The organism is Pseudomonas sp. Irchel s3b2 (genome assembly GCF_900187445.1).
GTDB lineage: Bacteria > Pseudomonadota > Gammaproteobacteria > Pseudomonadales > Pseudomonadaceae > Aquipseudomonas.
Genome location: NZ_FYEB01000025.1, coordinates 18,505 through 39,810, shown reverse-complemented (window position 1 = coordinate 39,810; position 21,306 = coordinate 18,505). Strand labels below are relative to the sequence as shown.

Sequence of the window (21,306 nt, the reverse complement as noted above, 5' to 3'; positions counted from 1 at the left end):
GACTACGTCAGCACTGACTGAGCAAGTATTGGGATCGTCCCAAGTGTTGCGGGCCTTTCCCACCCAGCGCGAGGTAACGCGTTGCGGGTGTAACAGGTCGGCGCGGATGTGCGCCTCATGATCTACCGAGTGGGTCTGCTTCTGGCAGTCCCTCTACAGCGGACTTTGGATTCTTCTGTTTCGCCCTCTCCAAGTCAAGCCGTCAATGTGCTTTATTCGAACTAAGCGCATGAGAACGCAAGAAAAAACCTTTAAACCGCAACTGTGTTAGCTTCGATTGCGCACTCACGACAAGGAAATGGCATGCGAACGCTCTTCTTCACCGCCGGGTTGCTTATCATCCTGAGCCCTTTGTGCACGGCGGGTCAGATCTATAAATGGGTCGATGCCCAGGGCGTTACCCATTTCGATGCACAACCGCCCCCAGGCCGCGAGCCCACCCTCGTGGTGACGCCCGCCCCGCCCGTCGGCAAACCGAGTACGCCAACGCACAGCAACGTCATAGGAGATCAACAGGCCATCGACAACAAAGTGAAAAAGCAGATCGCCGAGCAGCAAGCCCAGCTAAAAACATTCTGCGAACAAGCCCGAACGAACCTGGCTCAACTGCAGAACAATCCGCGACTACGGGAGGATGTCGACGGTGAGATGCGCCGCCTGACCGACCAACAACGACAGGAGCGCATCACCGAAGCACAGAAACAGATTGCGAAAAACTGCCAGTAGTCAGCGGGAGGCGGTAATCAACAGATCGAACTCTTTGAGCAAGACCTGAAGCTGCCGATCCTTGCCCTGAACGTTGCGGGCGGCGAAGACCATTTCGGCCATTTCCTGGATCCCCGACGCATTGGGCAATGGCAGGTTTTGTTCCAGGATCGACTTCATTCTTGGCAGGAAGATCCATTGCAGCCATTGCTCAAATTCCAGTGTATCTACCGAGAACGGCTCGACACTGGAAAGCGCTTCAATGGACGGAGCAACATCGTCCCACCAGCCCTGAACACGCAGTTCGCGCTCGATCAACAGCAATTGCTCGGCAATCTTCGGGAAGCGGGCATCCATCACAGCGAAACCTTGGCCTTCTGACGCGCCAACGCGGCACCGGCGGAGTCACCCTGCTTCTCACGAGCCTGGGCGATCAAATTCCACAGACTGGCCTGAAGGGCCGGGCGACCATTGGCGAACGTCAAACCACGACGAGCGAATTGCTCGGCCTGGGCCGCATCGCCTTGGGCCATACGCACCTGGGCCAGGCGATAAAGCACTTGCGGCTCACGCGGCGCGACACGCTGGGCGCGCTCGAGGCTGGAGGACGCGCCATTAAGATCGCCGCTGGCCTGTTGCTGCTGGGCAGTGGTCAACAACGCCAGGACCGGTCCGTCCAGTTGCTCATCGGCAGACAGACCACCGGAGCTCGCCGAAGGAATCCCGCTCGGCGTCGATGGCATGCTGTAGCTGCCCTGGTTGATCGGTGCCGACTGGACCGGCGAGGTATCGATCGGCCCCGGAGTAATCGGGCCTGGGGTAATCGGCGAAGTGCTGATCGGTGCCGAGGAAACAGCACCACCACCCGGCACCATCACAACAACACCAGTGTCACCTTGCGGGATCGCCTGAGTCTGGCCTTGCACAGGACGTTTTACCGTCGTCTGACGGTAACCGCCATTCGCCGAAATCCGCTCGCTGTTGGAGACGGCGGTGCCGGAATCCACAACCGGGATCGAACCACGTTGTACGGTGGAGCAGCCGCTGAGCAAAGCCACGGCGGTCACTGCTGGAATCAACCACTTGTTCACTTGAAACCCTCTTTGCTTAATTCATCCAGCCCTTGACCCAATCCATCACCGATTCGGCGGAAGGGCTTTCGCCACCGCAAGGAGCACCGGGAGGCGGTTCGCTGCCGCGAATATACGGCATCTGCACTGCGCCTGGGCAGCTGCCTTCAGAACCTTGCCCGGTACGCGAATCGACCCAGGCCTGAACAATGTTGTCCGGCTGCGGCATGTCCAGCGGCAGCGGATCGGCCTTGCGCATAAAACTGGTCCAGACCTGCAACGCACCGGTGGCACCGGTGAACGGCGTCTTGCCGTTATCATCGCGCCCCAACCAGACCACAGCCAGCAGATCCTGACTGAAACCGGCAAACCAGCTGTCGCGCGAATCGTTACTGGTGCCGGTCTTGCCGGCCAGGGCCAGGGTTTTCGGCAGCACGTTGTAAACCGAACTGCCGGTGCCCTCGCGCATGACCCGCTGCATGGCGCTCTGGATCAGGTAAATGGACGCCGGATCGAATTGCTGCTGAATCTGAAACGGATAACGCTTGAGTGGTTCGCCTTCGGCAGTCAACACACTGCGAATCCCGCGCATCGGCGTATTGAACCCGCCGTTGGCCAGCGTCTGGTACATGGTCGCCACTTCGATCGGGGTCAAGCCACCGGCACCCAGCAACATCGACGGGAACGCCGGGAACTCGCGACTCACCCCCAGACGCGCCAGGGTCTTCAAGACATTCGGCACACCCACCGCCAAGCCGAGACGCGCGGTCGACAGGTTGTAGGAATGCGCCAGGCCCTGATAAAGAAATACCGTACCGTGGGAACGGCGATCATAGTTCTGCGGTTTCCAGACCTGACCGTCCGCACCTTTGACCGAGAAGTAGTCGTCCGACAGCCAACTGGTCAGCGTGTACTGGCTCGGCTTCTCAAGGGCCGTCAGATAAACCGCCGGTTTGATCAACGAACCAATCGGTCGTACCGCGTCCAGCGCACGGTTGAAGCCGGCAAAACCCGCCTGACGGCTGCCAATCATCGCCTGGACTTCGCCGGTTTCCGGGTTGGTCACGACCATGGCCGCCTCAACTTCATCGGAACCCTTTCGTCCGGCCAGACGCTTGAACGTGTCGTTGACCGAGGCTTCAGCTTTCATCTGCAGGATCGGGTCGAAACTGGTGAAAATCCGCAGCCCCTCTTCGGTCAAATCTTCGTCGCGGTAGTCTTCGCGCAACTGACGTTTAACCAGATCAAGGAAGCCCGGGAACGAGCTATCAGCCAACTTGCCGCGAGTGGTCACACCCAGTGGCATTTTCTTCGCAGCCTCAACCTGCTCGGCGGTGGCAACGCCTTGTTCCTTCAGAACATCGAGTACCAGATTGCGCCGCTCCAGCGCCCGCTCAGGGTTGCGACGCGGGTTGTAATAGGACGGCCCCTTGACCATGCCCACCAACATAGCGACTTGATGCAGTTTCAGCTCGGACAATGGCTGCCCGAAGAAGAACTGGCTGGCGAGGCCAAAACCGTGCACCGCGCGCTGGCCATCCTGGCCGACGAACACTTCATTGAGGTAAGCCTCAAGAATTTCGCGCTTGTCGTAATGCAGCTCAAGCAACATCGCCATCATGGCTTCGGTGAGCTTTCGGGTCAGGCTGCGTTCGCTGGTGAGGTAGAAGTTCTTGACCAACTGTTGCGTCAGCGTACTGCCGCCCTGGGTCATCTTGCCACCCGAGGTGTTGACGTAGACGGCTCGGACAATCGACTTCGGCGACACGCCCCAGTGGCTGTAGAAATCCCGGTCTTCTACGGCAATCAGGGTTTCGAGCAGATAAGGCGGAACCTGATCGATCTTGATCAGGATGCGGTCTTCAAGATTTTTCGGGTAAATCCCGCCAATCAGCAGCGGCTCCAGTCGCACCACAGAAAGCTTCGAACCGTTGGTCGCCGAGAGCTCGGCCACGTAATCGCCGGAGAAGCGCACACGCACAGGCTGAGCCGTCTCCATGCCTTCATAGAACTGGAAGCCTCGGGTATTCAACTCGATAGTATTGCCATTGACCGCCGCCGCGCCGGGGCCGTTGCTGACCGCTTCGCGTCGATAGCCCAAGGCATCGAGCTCGGTGAGGAAGTCTTCCTTGCTCAGCTTCTGGCCAGTAAACAGCTCGAGCGGGCGTGCATATACCTTGGCCGGGATGGTCCAGCGCTTGCCGGAGAACTTCTCCTGGACCACAGCGTCGAGGTAAACCGCAAACCCGGCAAGCACCACAAGGCCGACCAGGCTGAGTTTAAGGGCCCATCCCAGCCAAGGGCGCAGGCCTTTGGAAGGTGGTTTTTTGGGAGTGCGAGGGGATCGAGTACGAGTCATGGCGGCGGATTATACGCACTTTATTCATCCTCAACAGGAGCCCGCTGAGGTTTGCGTCGGGCGGACTTGCGGCCATAATGACGGCCTTGAATTTTCCCCAGACTCTGAAGGATCGCCTGTGAGCCAGTCCCTGATCGCTGCCCTGCAAAACCCGGCCCTCTACCCGCATCCCGTAGACGGGTTTCAGGTCATCGAGACCCATATTTCCTGGGTGCTGCTCACCGGCCCCTATGCTTATAAAGTGAAGAAGCCAGTAAATTTCGGCTTCCTTGACTTCACCAGTCTCGAGGCTCGCGAACATTTCTGCGCTGAAGAGCTGCGCCTGAACCAGCGCCTGACCCATGATTTGTATCTTGAAGTGTTGCCAGTCACCGGCAGCGCCGAAGCCCCACAATTGGGCGGCGATGGCCCGGCCATCGAATACGTGCTGAAAATGCGCCAGTTTCCGCAGAACGGTCTGCTCAGCACCTTGCAAGCCAACGGCGAACTGACCACCACGCACATTGACGAGATGGCCGCGCAGATCGCTCAATTCCACCTCAACGCACCGAAAGTGCCTGCCGAACACGAAGCCGGTACGCCCGACAGTGTCATGGCGCCAGTACGCCAGAACTTTGAACAGATCCGTCCGTTCCTCAGCGACAAGGCCGATCTGTTACAACTCGATGCGCTGCAAGCCTGGGCCGAAAGCAGCTTCGAGCGCCTCAAGCCGCTGTTCGCCCAGCGCAAGGCCGACGGTTTCATTCGTGAATGCCACGGCGATATTCACTTGGGCAACGCCACCGTGATCGACGGCAACGTGGTGATCTTCGATTGCATCGAATTCAACGAACCGTTCCGCTTCACCGACGTTTACGCCGACACCGGTTTCCTGGCCATGGACCTGGAAGACCGCGGCCTGAAGAGCCTGGCGCGCCGTTTCATCAGCCAATACCTGGAGTTGACCGGCGACTATCAGGGCCTGGAGCTGCTGAATTTCTATAAAGCCTACCGCGCACTGGTTCGCGCCAAGGTCAGCCTGTTCAGCATGCCGGCCGAGGCCGATCCAGTGCAGCGCGCCACTACGCTGCGCCAGTACCGCAACTACGCCAACCTGGCGGAAAGCTATAGCACCATTCCTTCGCGCTTCCTGGCGATTACCCACGGTGTTTCCGCCGTCGGCAAGAGCCACGTGGCCATGCGCCTGGTGGAAGCTTTGGGCGCCATCCGCTTGCGTTCCGATGTCGAGCGCAAGCGTATGTTCGGCGAGCAAACCGTACCGAACGATCCGCAGGCCGGCATCTATAGCGCCGACGCCAGCGCTGCCACCTACAGCCGTCTGCATGAAATCGCCGGTGTAATTCTGCATGCCGGTTTCCCGGTAGTGATCGATGCCACGTACCTCAAGCGCGATCAACGTGACGGCGCGGCAAAAATCGCCGAAGCCACCGGTGCGCCATTCCTGATCCTCGATTGCGACGCACCGCAAGCGGTGATCGAGAGCTGGCTGAAGCAACGTCAGGCAGACAGTAACGATCCGTCCGACGCCAACCTGGCCGTTATCGCCGCCCAGCAAGCCAGCCGCGAGGCTCTGACGCCAGCAGAAATTCTCTGCAGCAAACGCGTCCAGACCAATGAAAGCGGCACGCTCGATACCGTGGTTGCACAAATTCGCCAACGTCTGCCAGGCCTGTAAGAAACTATTTCAATCGTGAAGCCTTCACCGGCTTCACGACTGTCAAATAGTGGCACTATACTGGCGTCATAAAACCATCAGGTGATGCGACATGAGCCAGCCGAAACTTCTCGACACCCCGCTTTATGCCTTGCTGCACAAAGACGACATCACAGGCTTTAACAACGAACGCCCGAAAGATGGACCTATCGACATGGTCGGTGGCGACTTCCGTGGTCTCGATCTGCGTGAGTTGAACGCCGACGGCGTCGACTTCACCGATGCCTATTTCCGCTCTGCCGACTTGCGCGGCATCGACTTTCGCAACGCTTCCCTGGAAGGTGCAAGCCTGGCCCACGCGCAGATCTCCGGCGCCTACTTCCCGCCAGAGCTGAGTGCCGATGAGATTCTGATGTCGATGAATTTCGGTACACGACTGCGTTATCGCACCCGCTAAAAGCGACGTTCTACCCAGGTCCGGCGCCCCTGCTTTGCGCTGGACTCTGTACTTGTTTTGCCTGAAAGACTCGACTCTCTAAACGTCACGCCGCTTTTTCACGCTGCTTCTTGAGCCCGCCTCTTAGACGCTTTTGCGTCGAAACCGACCAAACAATCACGCTTTTCCTACTGATGGCTACACTCCTGAGAGGCTCGCCCACGCACCGTTCGGCTGTCGCAAGGAGGCTTGATGAATGATGAACTGCAACACCTGAAAAATCTTGGCAAGACGTCGGCGCAATGGCTGCATGCCGTAGGCATCCACAGTGCCTCGGACTTGCGTCGGCTGGGAGCTGTGGATGCTTATCGGGCCGTGCGCACGCGCGGTTTTCGGGCTTCCAAGGTGTTGTTGTATGCGATCGAAGGCGCACTGATGGATGTTCACTGGAACGACATTCCCGCCGAACGCAAGGAAGCCTTGAACAAACAGCTGGACGCCATCTCGTCACGACACAAGATTTGAACGGGTAATTTCGCTTCGCACACAGCCTGAAGACCAATGCTTGCAGGGCCTTCATTAAGGGAACTGGTGAGATTCACAGAATTTAAAAATCAGCGGTTGACTTGGTAATGAGAATCGCTATGATTATCACAACTGGTCGCGAGACTGGTCGATATTCTGAAAAGCCCTTGGTTCGGACTCTCAGATTATCTCCTCATCAGGCTAATCACGGTTATTTGACCCGGCTCTTGCCGGGTCTTTTTTTGCCTGTGGAAAACTCGCCAGGGTTACTGGCCTGATGGTTTGCCGAACTGCTTGCGCATTTGCGCGCAGTAATCCTGTGGCGGCGTGGCAGGCGTATACCAGACGTAATCGGCCATGGCCGGTGCAACTTCAGCGCCCTGCTCTGCCAGCATCAATACCGTTGGCGCCTCGTGCTCACCGAAGTCCTGCACATGGATCGGCACCCCGACATCCTTGCGCGCGTGGTACGCGCCGGCAAACAACAGTGAAGGCGTCGGTGCGACCAGTAACCGCTCGGCCATGCGCCGATCACGTTGTTGCTGGACGGCCAGCATCGCGGGCATTTGTGAGGTGGGCAGCAAGCCGCAGTGAGAATCGCTGATTTGTGCCAGCAACGTCTCCTTGACCATCGGGGCGCTGGAACGTGAACCGTTCAATGTCGGCGGTTTAGCATAAACAGTACGGACTTCAAGCGTGTCCAGATTGGCCGCCAGCAACGGATAAGGCTGAGTCAGGGCAAAACCAACGATCGGCCCATACAGGTTCCAGTCCCAACCCGATTGCCAGGCCAATGCATTGGGCAAGTCCGCCGGTAGGGGTGATGCCTGCCGAACATGATCGACGCGCACCTGTTGATCCGGCGTAAGCATTTCCAACAACAGACTGCCTTGGGGCCGCTGCTCACTTAATGCCTGCAACAACCACAATTGCAGTTGATGGTGATCACGATTGTCATGCTGCTCGCCGACGATCAACCGCGAAGGTTTGGCTAACCGCGCAAGCAGCTCCTGCGCTGTCAGGGTTTGACCGCTGCGTAGGTCCCGGATCTCGCCACTGACCGGTGGCGGCACCCGCACATGCTGGCAGGCACTCAGTAACAGCACAGCCAGTATCACCATCACACGCATGTTCTCACCTCGATGAAATGCTCAGCGGGCGATGATCAGCGGATGCCCACGCTCCGGGTGCGGCTGCACCAGTACTTCCAGGCCGAATACCGCTTTGAGCGGTTCCGGGCGCAGCACCTGCTCCGGCGTATCCAGCGCCACGGGGCACCCACCTTCGAGCAGTAACAGACGATCACAATAACGTGCCGCCAGGTTCAGATCATGCAGGATCACCAGCACCGCGGCGCCACGATCAGCGAACTCGCGCACTGCTTGCAGAGTAGTGTGTTGGTGCAGCGGGTCGAGCATCGATGTCGGTTCATCGAGCAACAACGTTTGACCCGCCTCCCCCGGCCACAGCTGCGCCAGGACGCGTGCCAGGTGCACTCGCTGACGCTCACCGCCAGACAGCGCCAGATAGCTGCGTCCACTCAGGTGCTTCGCATCAGCCGCGTGCAGCGCGGCGGCGACGATCTCATCATCCCGGACCCGACCGCTTTGATAAGGCAAACGCCCCATGCCGACCACTTCTTCGACGCGAAAGGCAAAGTCCAGGGTCGACACCTGCGGCAACACCGCCAAACGCTGGGCTCGCTGCGCCCCGGCCCAATGACTCAGCTCGCGCTCATCGAGCCAGACACTGCCGTGGTCCGCCTGCAATTCGCCGCACAGGGCGCCGAGCAATGTGCTTTTGCCGGCCCCGTTGGGGCCCAGCACGCCGAGGACTTCACCTGGTTTGAGTTCAAGGGTGATGTCTGTGAGAACAATCTTTCGACCGCGGCGGATTTGCAGGTTCTGCGCTCGCAACATCAGGCACGCCCTCTGAGCAGTAAATACAGAAAGAACGGTGCGCCGAGGAACGCCGTGACGATCCCGATCGGCAACTCGGCCGGCGCCAAGGCCAGTCGTGCTACCAGATCGGCAAATAACAAGAGACTGGCCCCCGCCAATACCGACGCCGGCAACAGCACCCGATGATCGGGGCCGGCCAGCAGCCGCACCAGATGCGGCACCACCAGGCCGACAAACCCGATCATCCCCGCCGCCGCGACCGCCGCGCCGACGCCCAGCGCCGTGCAGAACACCAGTTCGCGCTTGAGGCCTTCGACGTCGATGCCCAGATGGCCGGCCTCCGACTCCCCAAGCAACAAGGCGTTCAAGGCCTTGGCCCGACGCGGCAACCACAGCGCCACACCGGTGCTCACCAGGAGCAACGGCCAGAGTCGTGAATAACTGGCGCCGTTAAGGCTGCCCAGGTTCCAGAACGTCAGGGTGCGCAGGGTCGCGTCATCCGCCAGATAGGTGAATAGCCCAACCGTCGAACCGGCCAGGGCTGTCAATGCAATACCGGCCAGCAGCATGGTGGCGACGTTGGTCTGGCCATTGCGCCGCCCCAGTCGATAGACCAGCGCCGTCACACCCAGCCCGCCGAGAAACGCGCACACCGACAATAGATAAGGCCCGAAGGAATCAGGCAGACCGCCGAACACCGAGCCACCGACAATCGCAATGGCTGCGCCCAATGCCGCACCGCTAGACACGCCCACCAGGCCCGGATCGGCCAGAGGGTTGCGAAACAAGCCCTGCATCGCCACGCCGGACAACGCCAGCACACCGCCCACTGCCAAGCCCAGCAAGGTTCGCGGCAAGCGGATCTGCCCGAGGATCAGCTCGGCCTGCTCCAACCCGTCGGGCGCGATGGGCAAACCAATCAGCCGCAACGCCGCGCGCAAGGTATCGAACAACGGCAAACTCACCGGCCCCAGCGCCAGCGATAACCAGATCGCCAGCAAACACAGCAGGCTCAAGCCAATGAATAATGCACGGGGTTTAACGAGGATCATTGGCCGGTCGTACCGGGATAGAACCCACAGAACACAGCAACGCGGGTACTCAGACGCATAAACAGCTTCCTTTAAGGTTTTCCCGGGCATCGAGAGGGCAGGCCAAGTATCCTCGGCATCCGGCAATCGCCCTGTGGGTGAGCGGCCATTTGATAATTGCTAGCATTTGAACGTCAAGCTCGGGCATATCTGGTCACGAGCTGCGGGAGTTGAGGATAGACATGAAGCTTCTTTGCACAGGCGCCGAATTGGCTGACGCCAGCAGTCGCGGTTTCGACGTCGATGGTCAGAAGCTTCTGGCCGTGCGCCGGGACGGCCGGGTGTATGTGTATGAAAATCGCTGCCCGCACCGGGGTGTCGGACTGGAATGGAAGCCCGACCAGTTTCTCGACCCCAGCAACAGTCTGATCCAGTGCGCCACTCATGGCGCACTGTTTCTGATCGAAGACGGCGAATGCGTCTCCGGCCCGTGCGCCGGGCAATCCCTGACCACCGTCCCCTGCCGCGAAGACGAGCAAGGGATCTGGATCTCTCTCTAACCGTTTAACAGCACCTCCAGCCGCCGATCGACCACCATCTCTTCGTGGGTCAAGTGCACGCCATAGGCCAGCACTTCGACCCCGCACGCCACCGCTTCGCGTAACGCCGCCGCGTAGGCCGAATCGATTTCTTCAGCAGGACGCACGGAGTCGATGCCGGTCAGGTTCACGCAATACAACTGCACGGCTCGAATGCCGTCCCGGGCCAAATGCGCCAACTCGCGCAAATGCTTGGCCCCACGCTGAGTCACCGCATCGGGAAATGCCGCCACCAACGAGCCATCGAAGCCCAGAGTGACGCTTTTGACTTCCACATACGCTGGCCCGCTCGGGTAATCGAGACGGAAATCGATGCGGCTGCTTTCCTGACCGTAGGCCACTTCGCGCCTAAGTTCGGTAAAGCCGTTCAGCTCGGTGATGACATTGGCCCGCAAGGCCTCCTCGATCAAACCGTTGGCGCGCCCGGTGTTTACGCAGAACAGCCGCCCCTGAGGGGTTTCACCGACTTCCCAAGTGCCGGGCAACTTGCGTTTGGGGTCATTGGAACGGCTGAACCAGACCTGCCCGCCTTCGACCTGGCAATTAAGCATCGAACCGGTGTTAGGACAGTGAATGGTCAGCAACTCGCCGCTAACGGTTTCGATATCGGCGAGAAAACGTTTGTAGCGACGAATCAAGCGACCTTCTTCGAGGGGAGGATGAAAGCGCATCAGCCTTGCCAGCTCCGCAAACCACGAGCGATTCGTTCAACCGCTTCCTGCAAACGGGGAAGACTTTGGGTGTAGGCAAAGCGCACATGATGCCCAGCCTGATAACGTCCGAAGTCCAAGCCCGGCGTGAACGCAACGTGCTCGGTTTCGAGGAAATGTCGGCAAAACGCGAAGGCATCGCCGCCGAACTTGCTGATATCGGCGTACAAATAGAACGCGCCTTCCGGTTCCACGGCGATACCGAAGCCCAATTCCCGCAGGGCTGGCAGCAGGAAGTCACGACGTCGGCCGAACTCGGCGCGGCGCTCCTCGAAAATTTGGATGGTGGCGGGTTCGAAGCAAGCCAAAGCGGCGTGCTGGGCCATGCTCGGTGCGCTGATGTAGAGGTTCTGGGCGAGTTTCTCCAGCTCACCGACTGCCGCTTCTGGCGCTACCAGCCAACCGAGGCGCCAGCCGGTCATGCCGAAATACTTGGAAAAACTGTTGAGGACGAAGGCACTGTCATCGACTTCCAGCACGCTGGCCGCATCCGTGCCGTAAGTCAGGCCATGGTAGATCTCGTCGACCACCAAATGGCCATGACGGGCCTTGATCGCGGCAGAGAGCCCGGCCAATTCGTCGCGGGTCAGGATGGTCCCGGTCGGGTTGGCCGGCGATGCCACCAGGGCGCCGACGCTGTCGTGATCCCAGTGACGCGCGACCAGGTCCGGGGTCAGTTGATAACGCACATCCGGACCTACAGGAACAAGCTGCGCCGCGCCTTCCACCAGCCGCAGGAAGTGCCGGTTGCACGGGTAACCCGGGTCTGCCAGCAGCCAGTGTTTGCCTGGGTCTACCAGCAAGGCACTGGCCAACAGCAACGCACCTGAACCGCCGGGCGTGATGAGGATGCGTTGCGGATCGATGTTCAGCCCGTAACGCTGCTGATAAAACCCTGAAATGGCTTCACGCAGCTCGGGAATGCCGCGGGCAGCGGTATAACGGGTCTTCCCCGCCGTCAGCGCGGCTTGGCCGGCCTGGATGATCGGCTCGGCGGTGGTGAAGTCCGGCTCGCCGATTTCCAGGTGAATCACGTCGTGGCCGGCCGCTTGCAGCTCGTTGGCCCGCGCCAGCAGGGCCATGACGTGGAATGGTTCGATAGCGCGACTGCGCGCACTGTAGGACAGAGCCATTAGCCTTCCTTACAACGGGAAAAGAATCGATTCTACCCAAGCGCAGGAACGAGCGAGAACCTAAAGCGGTCAGAGCCCATATAACGCTGGTCTCAAACGATTCAAGCGTATGCTCCAGGTTTGACTAAAATCAATAATTGATCAGGTCTCCAGAGCCGCCAGGCAAGGCTTTGCAATCTTTTGCAAGCGCCACGGGCCGCGGGCTCGACATCCGGGAGTAGCGCGGTCTGATTTGATCTGGTAAGTTCGCCCGCTTGCAGCCGCAGGGCCGGCAGGTGTCGGTGATGGAGCAATCCTGCGCAATGGATTACAAGAGTAGAGGCGGTCCATTTCATGCCCACCCAAGCAAAGCAACAACAGAACCAGTCGATCAGCGGCTTCGAACCCTATAAAGAAGTGAAGGGCGAAGAGTACATGGGCAAGCCCATGCGCGCTCACTTCACCAAGATCCTGAACAAGTGGAAACAGGACTTGATGCAGGAAGTCGACCGTACTGTTGATCACATGAAAGACGAAGCGGCCAACTTCCCCGACCCGGCAGACCGTGCCAGCCAGGAAGAAGAATTCAGCCTCGAATTGCGCGCCCGCGACCGCGAGCGCAAGCTGATCAAGAAAATCGACAAAACCCTGCAATTGATCGAAGACGAAGAATACGGCTGGTGCGAGTCCTGCGGCGTCGAAATCGGCGTCAAGCGACTGGAAGCCCGCCCTACCGCCGACATGTGCGTTGACTGCAAGACCCTGGCGGAAATCAAGGAAAAGCAAGTCGGCAAGTGATTTTTGGCGGCTTGAACGAGGAACGGAGCGTGCGAACGCTCCGTTTTTTGTTTCTGACATTTGCTGATTTGTTGCGTCTTTAAAATCGCCTTCGCGAGCAAGCTTCGCTCCTACAAAGGCAGCGCAACCCCCTGTAGGAGCTGAGCTTGCTCGCGAAGGCGGCTTCAAGCCATGCTCAAAACGATTGAACACCCTGATATCGCCCTTATGACCACCATCGCCTCCCCCGCCTACATCGGACGCTTCGCCCCTACGCCCAGTGGCCACTTGCATTTCGGTTCGCTGGTCGCAGCCCTGGCCTCCTACCTCGACGCCCGTTCGGTCGGCGGCCGTTGGCTGGTGCGCATGGAAGACCTCGATCCGCCACGGGAAGAGCCCGGCGCTCAGGCAGCGATTCTCAAGGCGTTGGAAAGTTACGGTTTCGAGTGGGATGGCGAGATGGTCCGCCAGAGCGAGCGGCACGCGGCCTATGACGAAGTCATCAATCGCCTGTTCAATCAAGGCCTGGCCTACGCTTGCACCTGCTCGCGCAAGCAATTGGAGCCGTATCATGGCATCTATCCCGGGTTCTGCCGCAACGCGGGCCACGGCACCGAGAACGCCGCGATCCGCCTGCGCGTACCAGAGCTGGAATACCACTTCATCGACCGGGTACAGGGCGAATTCCGCCAACATCTGGGCCGGGAGGTCGGTGATTTCGTGATCCGCCGCCGCGACGGGCTCTACGCCTATCAACTGGCGGTGGTTCTGGACGACGCCTGGCAAGGCATCACCGATATCGTGCGCGGCGCTGATCTGCTGGATTCCACGCCGCGCCAGCTCTATCTGCAAGAACTGCTGGGCCTGCCGCAACCACGCTACCTGCACATCCCGCTGATTACTCAGCCGGACGGCCACAAACTCGGCAAATCCTATCGCTCGCCGCCGCTGACCGAAGATCAGGCCACGCCGCTGTTGCTGCGCGCATTGCGGGCGCTGGGGCACAAGCCTGTGACCGAGCTGAATGACGCCACGCCACGGGAAGTGCTGAACTGGGGGATTGCCCACTGGGATGCATCGCTGATCCCGCGCACACTGACGTTGCCCGAAGCGCAACTGCAGTGAAGCCACTTGCAGTGGCGCGCCCATCCGTTACCATCGCCGCACGTTTTCGGGCACGCGCATAAAAAAGAGAGGCCGGGATGTACATCTATCGCTTGGTCCTGCTCCTGGTAGTGGGGATTTATCTGTTTTCCCCGGCCATCATGGATTGGTGGATCGACGCCACGGGCGCCTGGTATCGCCCTTATTTGCTCTGGCTGATTCTGATTGTCGTGACCTTCATCCTGCAGAGCCAAAAAGATGCCGATGAGCTTTAGCCTGACCCAGATGATCCTGATCAGCGCCACGTACCTGGCGGTGCTGTTCGGCGTGGCCTGGATCAGCGAACGGGGCATGATCCCCCGGGCGATCATTCGCCACCCGCTGACGTACACCCTGTCGCTGGGTGTTTACGCCAGTGCCTGGGCGTTTTACGGCACGGTGGGCCTGGCCTATCAGTACGGCTACGGTTTTCTGTCCAGCTACCTTGGGGTTTCCGGGGCGTTTCTGCTGGCGCCGGTGCTTTTGTACCCGATCCTGAAAATCACCCGCACGTATCAACTCTCGTCCCTGGCTGACTTGTTCGCGTTTCGTTTTCGCAGCACCTGGGCCGGTGCGTTGACGACGATTTTCATGCTGATCGGCGTGCTGCCGTTGCTGGCGTTGCAGATTCAGGCGGTGGCAGACTCCATCAGCATCCTCACTCGCGAGCCGGTGCAGCATCGCGTGGCCCTGAGCTTCTGCGCGCTGATTACGCTGTTCACGATTTTTTTCGGCTCGCGCCACATCGCTACCCGCGAGAAACATGAAGGCCTGGTGTTTGCGATTGCCTTCGAGTCGGTGATCAAACTGATCGCGATTGGCGGCGTCGGTCTGTATGCGCTGTATGGCGTGTTTGATGGCCCGCAGCAGTTGGAACTGTGGCTGCTGCAAAACCAGACCGCCCTCGCCGCCCTGCATACGCCATTGCAGGAAGGCCCGTGGCGCACATTGCTGTTGGTGTTTTTCGCCTCGGCGATCGTGATGCCGCACATGTACCACATGACCTTTACCGAAAACCTCAACCCGCGCTCGCTGGTCAGTGCTAGCTGGGGTTTACCGCTGTTTCTGCTGTTGATGAGCCTCGCGGTGCCGCTGATTCTCTGGGCCGGGCTGAAACTCGGCGCCACGACCAATCCGGAATACTTCACCCTCGGCATCGGCATCGCCGCCAACAGCAAAGCCCTGGCGCTATTGGCCTATGTCGGCGGATTGTCGGCGGCCAGCGGCCTGATCATCGTCACCACGCTGGCGCTGTCCGGAATGGCGCTGAACCATCTGGTGCTGCCGCTCTATCAGCCACCGGCCGAAGGTAATATCTACCGTTGGCTGAAGTGGACCCGCCGGGCGCTGATCGTCGCGATCATCATGGCCGGTTACGGTTTCTACCTGATGCTGGGCGCCGAACAAGACTTGGCTAACCTCGGCATCGTCGCCTTCGTCGCCACGTTGCAGTTCCTGCCGGGGGTATTGTCAGTGCTGTACTGGCCGACCGCCAACCGCCGCGGCTTCATCGCGGGTCTCCTGGCGGGGATTCTGGTGTGGCTGGTGACCATGCTGCTGCCGCTGGTCGGCAATCTGCAAGGCTTCTACATTCCGCTGCTGAACATGATTTACGTGCTGGATGACACCAGTTGGCACATGGCAGCAATCGCCTCGCTGGCTGCCAACGTACTGATGTTCACCCTGATCTCGTTGTTCACCAACGCCAGCGCCGAAGAGGCCAGCGCCGCCGAAGCCTGCGCGGTGGACAACGTTCGCCGCCCGCAACGCCGCGAACTGCATGCCGCCTCACCTCAGGAATTCGCCACGCAGCTTGCAAAACCATTGGGCGCCAAGGCTGCACAGAAAGAAGTCGAACAGGCCCTGCGTGACCTCTATCTACCATTCGATGAACGCCGGCCTTATGCCTTGCGTCGTTTGCGTGACCGTATCGAAGCCAACCTCTCCGGCCTGATGGGGCCGAGCGTGGCGCAGGATATGGTCGAAACCTTCCTGCCCTACAAGGCCGGCGGTGAAAATTACGTCACTGAAGACATCCACTTCATCGAAAGCCGCCTCGAGGATTACCACTCGCGCCTCACCGGCCTTGCCGCCGAACTCGATGCCCTGCGCCGCTACCACCGCCAGACCTTGCAGGAACTGCCGATGGGCGTGTGCTCGCTGGCCAAGGATCAGGAAATCCTCATGTGGAACAAAGCCATGGAGGAATTGACCGGGATTGCCGCGCAGCGTGTGGTCGGTTCGCGTCTGAGCACCATTGCCGATCCGTGGAAGGAACTGCTGCAAGGCTTCATCAATCTGCCGGACGAACACTTGCACAAACAGCACCTGGCCCTCGACGGTCAGACGCGCTGGCTGAACCTGCACAAAGCGGCGATCGATGAACCGTTGGCACCGGGTAACAGCGGCCTGGTGCTGCTGGTGGAAGACCTGACCGAAACCCAGATGCTCGAAGACAAACTGGTGCACTCCGAGCGCCTGGCCAGCATCGGTCGACTGGCGGCCGGCGTGGCCCATGAAATCGGCAACCCGATCACCGGCATTGCCTGTCTCGCGCAAAACTTGCGCGAAGAGCGTGAGGAAGACGCCGAGATCACGGAAATCAGCGGGCAGATCCTCGAGCAGACCAAACGCGTGTCACGCATCGTTCAGTCGCTGATGAGCTTCGCCCATGCTGGCAGTTATCAGCACACTGACGAGCCCGTCTGTCTGGCGGAAGTGGCCCAGGATGCCATTGGCCTGCTGGCCTTGAACCGGCGCAATTTCGAAGTACAGTTCTACAACCTGTGTGACCCCGATCACTGGGTCGAAGGCGACCCGCAGCGGCTCGCCCAGGTATTGATCAACCTGCTCTCAAACGCCCGCGACGCCTCACCTGCGGGCAGTGCGGTGCGAGTCAAAAGCGAAGCCGGCGAACACACGGTCGATTTGATCGTCGAAGACGAAGGCAGCGGTATTCCCTCGAACATCATGGATCGACTGTTCGAACCTTTCTTCACCACCAAGGATCCTGGCGAAGGCACCGGTCTGGGCCTTGCACTGGTCTATTCCATCGTTGAAGAGCATTATGGACAAATCACCATCGACAGCCCGGCTGATGTTCAAAGCCAACGCGGCACCCGTATTCGGGTAACTTTGCCGCGTCATGTCGAAGCGACGTCCGCTGTGAACTGAGACCGTCGAGAGTATCGAATCAATGCCGCACATTTTGATCGTCGAAGACGAAACAATTATCCGCTCCGCCTTGCGCCGTCTGCTGGAACGTAACCAGTACCAGGTCAGCGAAGCCGGATCCGTGCAGGAAGCACAAGAGCGTTTCAGCATCCCCACATTTGACCTGATCGTCAGCGACCTGCGTCTTCCGGGCGCACCGGGTACCGAGTTGATCAAACTTGGCCAGGGCACCCCGGTGCTGATCATGACCAGTTACGCCAGCCTGCGTTCGGCCGTCGACTCGATGAAGATGGGCGCGGTGGATTACATCGCCAAGCCTTTCGATCACGACGAAATGCTCCAGGCCGTTGCGCGAATCCTGCGTGACCGGCAATCGGCGCAAGCCAGCGGTGAACCGGTCGTCGGCAAAACGACCAATGGCGCCGCGAAAAGCGGTGTCGACAACAGCAACGGCGAGATCGGCATTATCGGCTCGTGTCCTCCGATGCAGGACCTCTACAGCAAAATCCGCAAAGTCGCGCCGACCGATTCCAATGTCCTGATCCAGGGTGAATCGGGTACTGGTAAGGAACTGGTAGCACGCGCCCTGCATAATCTGTCCAAACGCGCCAAGGCGCCGATGATTTCGGTGAACTGCGCGGCCATTCCGGAAAGCCTGATCGAGTCCGAACTGTTCGGCCACGAAAAAGGCGCGTTCACTGGCGCCAGTGCCGGGCGTGCCGGGTTGGTAGAAGCGGCGGACGGCGGCACTTTATTCCTCGATGAAATCGGTGAACTGCCACTGGAAGCTCAGGCCCGCCTGCTTCGTGTGTTGCAGGAAGGGGAAATCCGTCGAGTCGGTTCGGTGCAGTCGCAGAAGGTCGATGTACGCCTGATCGCCGCGACCCACCGAGACCTCAAGAGCCTGGCGAAGATTGGCCAGTTCCGTGAAGACTTATATTACCGCCTTCACGTGATCGCCTTGAAGCTGCCGGCCCTGCGCGAGCGCGGTGCGGACGTCAATGAAATTGCCAATGCTTTCCTCGCAAGACAGAGCGCACGGGTCAACCGCACCGATCTGAAGTTCGCCCTGGATGCCGAGCAGGCGATTCGGCATTACTCCTGGCCGGGTAACGTTCGCGAGCTGGAAAACGCGGTCGAGCGCGCCGTGATTCTGTGCGAAAGCCCGGAGATTTCCGCCGAGCTGCTGGGCATCGACATCGAACTGAGCGATCTGGATGATGACGACTTCATCGGCCTGGCGCCCCAGCAGGGCAATGGCGCCGGTAACACCAGCCACGAACCTACCGAAGATTTGTCTCTGGAAGACTACTTCCAGCATTTCGTTCTCGAGCACCAGGACCACATGACCGAAACCGAACTGGCTCGCAAACTAGGGGTCAGTCGCAAATGCCTGTGGGAACGCCGTCAGCGCCTGGGCATTCCGCGGCGCAAGACCGGGGTGGCCAGCGAGAGCTGAACCGCACCTGTCGGATGTGCGGGTAACACATGACATTGTGAAAAAACTGTTACCTCAGTTTTTTCGCGTAACAGAAGCCGGGGCTTACGGTAACGAAGCCCCGGTTTTTTTGGGCCTCGAAAAACACCATTAGCCCGCCTAACCCCTTGTTTTACTGGGTTTCACAAAAGTTGGCACGCACCCTGCTATATGTCTGGTACAAGAACAATAACAAGCAATGTACAAGACAATAAAAATAAGACGTATCGACTCACGCACAATAAAAACAAGACGGCGAGAGGCGTAGCTAACTGATTCTTTTGGAGAGGCGTTGCATTTGGGGCTTGCCCCACGACCAGGCCGAGAACAATAAAAAACTGTCCCAAGACAGTGCCTGAACTGGTTGGATCGAACGATCACAGCAACACAGCGACCAAAGCAATCCGTTTGCTCTTGGCTCCCGATTGGGAGGGTCATGAAGGAAAACTTCATGGCGAGGGCGCTCAACAAAAACAAGAAGCCCGAAACCAATAATAAAAATAGAGCACGCAACTACTTCTTGGGGAGCTTCGGCTCCCCTTGTGGTTTCTGCCGTTTGACCCTGCTGCCGACATCCCCTTCACACGCTTGCGCAGCTTCCTACACCATCCCCCGACTAAATGCTAGAATCCCCGCCCATCATGCGGTCATTCTTCGTTATGGCCGAACATTCCTTCAAACAGTGCATCCCATGCTGAAGAAGTTGTTCCAGTCATTCCGTTCTCCTAAGCGTCATACGCAACACATTCGCAGTACGCCTGAAGTGCTCAACAGCGGCCAACATTCGCTGCAAAAAGCACAATTCAGCCGTTATGCGGTGAATATCGTCGAACGCCTGCAGAACGCCGGTTACCAGGCTTACCTGGTCGGCGGCTGTGTGCGTGACATGCTGCTCGGCATCACGCCAAAAGATTTCGACGTCGCCACCAGCGCCACGCCTGAACAGGTACGCGCCGAATTCCGCAACGCGCGGATCATTGGTCGGCGTTTCAAACTGGTGCATATCCACTTTGGTCGCGAAATCATTGAAGTCGCGACCTTCCGCGCCAATCACCCGCAAAACGATGAGAAAGAAGACAGCAACCAGTCTTCCCGTAACGAAAGCGGGCGCATTCTGCGCGACAACGTCTATGGCACCCTGGAAGAGGACGCGCAACGTCGCGACTTCACCATCAACGCCTTGTATTACGATCCGGTCAGCGAGCGCATTCTCGATTACGCCAACGGCGTACACGACATCCGCAATCACCTGATCCGCCTGATCGGCGATCCGAAGCAACGCTACCAGGAAGACCCTGTGCGGATGCTGCGGGCCGTGCGTTTTGCCGCCAAGCTGAATTTCGGCATCGAAAAACACAGCGCCACGCCCATCCGCGAACTGGCGCCGATGCTGCGCGAGATCCCGTCGGCTCGTCTGTTCGAAGAAGTGCTCAAGTTGTTCCTCTCCGGCCACGCCGCGGACACCTTCGAAATGCTGGTCGACCTGCAGCTGTTCGATCCGCTGTTCCCGGCCAGTGCGACAGCGTTGGAATACAACCCGACCTACACCCACACGCTGATCAGTGAAGCGTTGATCAACACAGACCTGCGGATCAAGCAGAACAAACCGGTGACCCCGGCGTTCCTGTTTGCCGCCCTGCTCTGGCCTGCCCTGCCGGCCCGTGTGTTGCGCCTGCAAGAACGCGGCATGCCGCCGATTCCGGCGATGCAGGAAGCCGCTCACGAGTTGATCGCCGAACAGTGCCAGCGCATCGCCATTCCGAAACGCTTCACCATGCCGATCCGCGAGATCTGGGACATGCAGGAGCGTCTGCCACGGCGCAGCGGCAAACGCGCCGACTTGTTGCTGGACAACCCACGTTTCCGCGCCGGTTACGACTTCCTGCTGCTGCGTGAAAGCGCCGGTGAACAGACCGATGGCCTGGGCGAATGGTGGACCGACTATCAGGACGCCAATGACAGCGAACGCCGGGACATGATCCGCGATCTGAGCGGCAAGGACGACGGTACCGGCGCTCCGCGCAAACGGCGCCGCAGCGGCGGTGCCAAGCGCAAGCGCGCTGCCGGTGCACCGAGCGCTACAGGCGAGTAAGCCATGGAACGCATCTACATCGGCATGGGCAGCAATCTGGCTGACCCCACGCAACAATTGCGCAGCGCTGTCGAAGCGCTGGCGCAGTTGCCGCAAACCGAACTGGTCGGCGTTTCAGCGTTTTATCAAAGCGACTCGCTGCTGCCCGGTCAACCGCGTTACACCAACGCGGTCGCCGCCCTCGATAGCCACCTCGCCCCGCTGGACCTGCTTGATGCGCTACAAGCCATCGAGAATGGCCAAGGCCGCGAGCGCCTTGAACGTTGGGGCCCGCGCACGCTGGATCTGGATATCGTGCTGTTCGGCGATCGACTGATCGACGAACCTCGTCTCAAAGTCCCCCACTACCACCTGCAGGAACGGGCCTTTGTGCTCTATCCGCTGGCCGAGCTGGCACCGGCGGATTTGCGCCTGGCCGATGGCCGCAGCCTCACGGAATTGCTCGCTGCCTGCCCGTTCGTTGGGTTGGAACGCATCTCTATAAATTGACACCCCTGTAGGAGCGGGCTTGCTCGCGAAGGGACCATATCAATATCGACTG

General features: G+C 59.4%; 20 protein-coding genes. 12 read left to right on the top strand and 8 right to left on the bottom strand.

The features are described from left to right. The first annotated feature begins 303 nt into the window (after positions 1–303). Positions 304–726 carry a DUF4124 domain-containing protein gene (locus CKW20_RS28600; protein WP_095055876.1) on the top strand — a complete coding sequence of 141 codons (423 nt, stop codon included), beginning with the start codon at positions 304–306 and terminating at the stop codon, positions 724–726. Here the strand turns inward: CKW20_RS28600 and CKW20_RS28595 are convergent, their stop codons facing one another. The 3 genes from CKW20_RS28595 to mrcB are packed head-to-tail and all read right to left on the bottom strand — an operon-like array spanning position 727 to position 4,134. Next, on the bottom strand, positions 727–1,062 hold the full coding sequence (locus tag CKW20_RS28595; RefSeq protein WP_095055875.1) for a YqcC family protein: 336 nt from the start codon (positions 1,060–1,062) through the stop codon (positions 727–729). Then, on the bottom strand, positions 1,062–1,796 hold the full coding sequence (locus CKW20_RS28590) for a M48 family metallopeptidase (protein WP_095055874.1): 735 nt from the start codon (positions 1,794–1,796) through the stop codon (positions 1,062–1,064). Before CKW20_RS28590 ends, CKW20_RS28595 begins: the two co-directional genes overlap by 1 nt. A 16-nt stretch (positions 1,797–1,812) precedes the next feature. Continuing rightward, complete coding sequence (mrcB, locus tag CKW20_RS28585; RefSeq protein ID WP_095055873.1) at positions 1,813–4,134, bottom strand: penicillin-binding protein 1B; 2,322 nt, start codon at positions 4,132–4,134, stop codon at positions 1,813–1,815. Positions 4,135–4,252: 118 nt separating this feature from the next. On the opposite strand from mrcB, the gene CKW20_RS28580 reads away from it, so the two are divergent. The 3 genes from CKW20_RS28580 (at position 4,253) to CKW20_RS28570 (ending at position 6,749) form a co-directional block, all read left to right on the top strand. Then, positions 4,253–5,809, top strand: coding sequence for a bifunctional aminoglycoside phosphotransferase/ATP-binding protein (locus CKW20_RS28580; protein WP_095055872.1), 1,557 nt, complete (start codon positions 4,253–4,255; stop codon positions 5,807–5,809). A 91-nt stretch (positions 5,810–5,900) separates the two neighbouring features. Continuing rightward, a complete protein-coding gene (locus tag CKW20_RS28575) occupies positions 5,901–6,245 on the top strand; it encodes a pentapeptide repeat-containing protein (RefSeq protein ID WP_008015079.1) in 345 nt (114 codons plus the stop codon). A 231-nt stretch (positions 6,246–6,476) separates the two neighbouring features. Next, on the top strand, positions 6,477–6,749 hold the full coding sequence (locus tag CKW20_RS28570; protein ID WP_007902045.1) for a TfoX/Sxy family protein: 273 nt from the start codon (positions 6,477–6,479) through the stop codon (positions 6,747–6,749). A 266-nt stretch (positions 6,750–7,015) separates the two neighbouring features. On the opposite strand, the gene CKW20_RS28565 is transcribed toward CKW20_RS28570, so the two are convergent. Genes CKW20_RS28565 through CKW20_RS28555 form a run of 3 tightly spaced genes read right to left on the bottom strand, consistent with a single transcriptional unit; the run spans position 7,016 to position 9,651 of the window. Beyond that, positions 7,016–7,879: a ChaN family lipoprotein gene (locus CKW20_RS28565; RefSeq protein WP_095055871.1), complete on the bottom strand. Its 864-nt coding sequence runs from the start codon at positions 7,877–7,879 to the stop codon at positions 7,016–7,018. Positions 7,880–7,900: 21 nt separating this feature from the next. Next, the gene (locus CKW20_RS28560) at positions 7,901–8,668 is read right to left on the bottom strand and encodes a heme ABC transporter ATP-binding protein (RefSeq protein WP_095055870.1); all 768 of its coding nucleotides are present in this window, start codon (positions 8,666–8,668) and stop codon (positions 7,901–7,903) included. After that, positions 8,668–9,651 (bottom strand): iron ABC transporter permease, encoded by a 984-nt coding sequence (locus CKW20_RS28555; protein ID WP_176466974.1) that lies wholly within the window; start codon positions 9,649–9,651, stop codon positions 8,668–8,670. The genes CKW20_RS28560 and CKW20_RS28555 overlap by 1 nt, the downstream gene beginning before the upstream one ends. Before the next feature lie 272 nt (positions 9,652–9,923). On the opposite strand from CKW20_RS28555, the gene CKW20_RS28550 reads away from it, so the two are divergent. Continuing rightward, a complete protein-coding gene (locus CKW20_RS28550; RefSeq protein ID WP_095055868.1) occupies positions 9,924–10,241 on the top strand; it encodes a Rieske (2Fe-2S) protein in 318 nt (105 codons plus the stop codon). Here the strand turns inward: CKW20_RS28550 and sfsA are convergent. Both sfsA and CKW20_RS28540 read right to left on the bottom strand, forming a co-directional pair. Next, positions 10,238–10,951: a DNA/RNA nuclease SfsA gene (gene sfsA, locus CKW20_RS28545; RefSeq protein ID WP_095055867.1), complete on the bottom strand. Its 714-nt coding sequence runs from the start codon at positions 10,949–10,951 to the stop codon at positions 10,238–10,240. The genes CKW20_RS28550 and sfsA overlap by 4 nt on opposite strands. Further along, entirely contained in the window at positions 10,951–12,123 is a 1,173-nt protein-coding gene (locus CKW20_RS28540) for a pyridoxal phosphate-dependent aminotransferase (protein WP_095055866.1), read from the bottom strand. Before CKW20_RS28540 ends, sfsA begins: the two co-directional genes overlap by 1 nt. Before the next feature lie 333 nt (positions 12,124–12,456). Between CKW20_RS28540 and dksA the strand changes: the two genes are divergently transcribed. The 7 genes from dksA to folK all read left to right on the top strand — a co-directional run bounded on the left by dksA (position 12,457) and on the right by folK (position 21,254). Further along, complete coding sequence (gene dksA, locus CKW20_RS28535; RefSeq protein WP_030130357.1) at positions 12,457–12,900, top strand: RNA polymerase-binding protein DksA; 444 nt, start codon at positions 12,457–12,459, stop codon at positions 12,898–12,900. 207 nt (positions 12,901–13,107) lie between these two features. Continuing rightward, positions 13,108–14,004, top strand: a complete 897-nt coding sequence (gluQRS, locus tag CKW20_RS28530) for a tRNA glutamyl-Q(34) synthetase GluQRS (protein WP_095055882.1) — start codon at positions 13,108–13,110, stop codon at positions 14,002–14,004. A 77-nt stretch (positions 14,005–14,081) separates the two neighbouring features. Beyond that, complete coding sequence (locus CKW20_RS28525; protein WP_003176118.1) at positions 14,082–14,258, top strand: hypothetical protein; 177 nt, start codon at positions 14,082–14,084, stop codon at positions 14,256–14,258. After that, positions 14,242–17,196, top strand: a complete 2,955-nt coding sequence (locus CKW20_RS28520) for a sensor histidine kinase (RefSeq protein ID WP_176466973.1) — start codon at positions 14,242–14,244, stop codon at positions 17,194–17,196. The genes CKW20_RS28525 and CKW20_RS28520 overlap by 17 nt, the downstream gene beginning before the upstream one ends. Before the next feature lie 22 nt (positions 17,197–17,218). After that, a complete protein-coding gene (locus CKW20_RS28515) occupies positions 17,219–18,655 on the top strand; it encodes a sigma-54 dependent transcriptional regulator (protein ID WP_095055864.1) in 1,437 nt (478 codons plus the stop codon). A gap of 709 nt (positions 18,656–19,364) precedes the next feature. After that, on the top strand, positions 19,365–20,765 hold the full coding sequence (locus CKW20_RS28510; RefSeq protein ID WP_095055863.1) for a polynucleotide adenylyltransferase PcnB: 1,401 nt from the start codon (positions 19,365–19,367) through the stop codon (positions 20,763–20,765). Between the two features lie 3 nt (positions 20,766–20,768). After that, entirely contained in the window at positions 20,769–21,254 is a 486-nt protein-coding gene (folK, locus tag CKW20_RS28505) for a 2-amino-4-hydroxy-6-hydroxymethyldihydropteridine diphosphokinase (protein ID WP_095055862.1), read from the top strand. Positions 21,255–21,306: the final 52 nt, after the last annotated feature.